This window comes from uncultured Thermomonas sp., assembly GCF_937872235.1.
Lineage (GTDB): Bacteria > Pseudomonadota > Gammaproteobacteria > Xanthomonadales > Xanthomonadaceae > Thermomonas > Thermomonas beijingensis.
In genome coordinates this window covers 1-1,472 of sequence record NZ_CALMPC010000032.1, presented here as the reverse complement: position 1 = coordinate 1,472, position 1,472 = coordinate 1, and the positions used below count along the sequence as shown (strand labels likewise).

Below are 1,472 nucleotides of genomic sequence, written 5' to 3'. Positions count from 1 at the left end.
GAGCGACGTGCGTGGAAATCCTCCGGGAAACGCCGCGCATTGCCGCGATGCGATGAAAACGCATGCTCGAACACATGTGGATGCGCCAATGCGTAATCCAGATAAATGCGTTGCAGGGCGATGAGTTGCGCCAGCACATCGCTGCCGCTGCGCATGGCCAACCAGTGATGCGTGATCTCGTCGAAACTGTCGTCGGCCAGTCGTTGCAGCAAGGCATCGCGGTTGGCGAAATGGCGGTAAATGCCCATCGGGCTGATGCCGGCCAATTGCGCCACCTTGCGCATATGCACCGCAGCAACACCTTCGCGCTGCAGCAGGCCGCGAGCGGCGGCAACGATACGCTGTGCGGTGGGTGTGCCAGTCATGCGTACAGCGTACGCAATGGGTCTGTGTTTGGGCAAATTTCAGGCTGAATGCTTGCCAATGCCGAGGGTTTGCGGGGTCAGGTGGTGGTGGTACGCGGGGACTCGGCGCAAAATTTTGCACACCGCACTTCCTGTCCCGGATCTCACCATGACCACCAGCAGCCGCCTCGATCCCTCCCGCAAGATTCGCGCGCCGCGCGGCAACCAGCTCAATTGCAAAAGTTGGTTGACCGAAGCGCCATATCGCATGTTGCAGAACAACCTGGATGCCGAAGTGGCGGAAGACCCCGCCTCGCTGGTGGTGTACGGCGGCATTGGTCGCGCAGCGCGGGACTGGGCGAGCTACGACAAGATTCTGGACACGCTGAAAACCCTGGGCGATGACGAAACCCTGTTGGTGCAGTCGGGCAAGCCGGTGGGGGTGTTCCCCAGCCATGCCGATGCACCGCGTGTACTGATCGCCAATTCCAATCTGGTGCCGCACTGGGCCACCTGGGAGCACTTTAACGAACTCGATAAAAAGGGTTTGATGATGTACGGGCAGATGACCGCCGGCAGCTGGATCTACATCGGCAGCCAGGGCATCGTGCAGGGCACTTACGAAACTTTTGTCGAAATGGGGCGCCAGCACTTTGGCGGTAGCCTCAAGGGGCGCTGGATTTTGACGGCGGGTTTGGGTGGGATGGGCGGCGCGCAGCCATTGGCGGCCTCGCTGGCCGGGGCGTGTTCGCTGACTATCGAATGCCGCCAGAGCAGCATCGATTTCCGCTTGAAGACACGCTATGTGGATGAGCAGGCCAGCGATATTGATGACGCATTGGCGCGCATCGAAAAATACACGCAAGCCGGCGCAGCCAAGTCCATCGCGCTATTGGGCAATGCTGCAGAAATCTTGCCGGAATTGGTCAGGCGCGGCGTGAAGCCCGATTGCGTGACGGACCAAACCAGCGCGCACGACCCGGTACACGGCTACCTGCCGATAGGGTGGACGGTCGAGCAATGGTTGGCCGAACAAAAAGCCAATCCTGACGCCGTGCGCGATGCCGCCAAGCAATCGATGCGTGTGCATGTGGAAGCCATGCTGGCGTTCCACGCACAGGGCATCCC

General features: G+C 60.6%; 2 protein-coding genes. One reads left to right on the top strand and one right to left on the bottom strand.

What is annotated here, in order from left to right; genetic code table 11:
* Positions 1-365: TetR/AcrR family transcriptional regulator (locus QWB57_RS02950; RefSeq protein ID WP_288968269.1), on the bottom strand; the 365-nt coding region annotated here is incomplete at its 3' end.
* A 148-nt stretch (positions 366-513) separates the two neighbouring features.
* Here QWB57_RS02950 and hutU point away from each other — a divergent pair.
* Positions 514-1,472: urocanate hydratase (gene hutU, locus QWB57_RS02945; RefSeq protein ID WP_288968268.1), on the top strand; the 959-nt coding region annotated here is incomplete at its 3' end.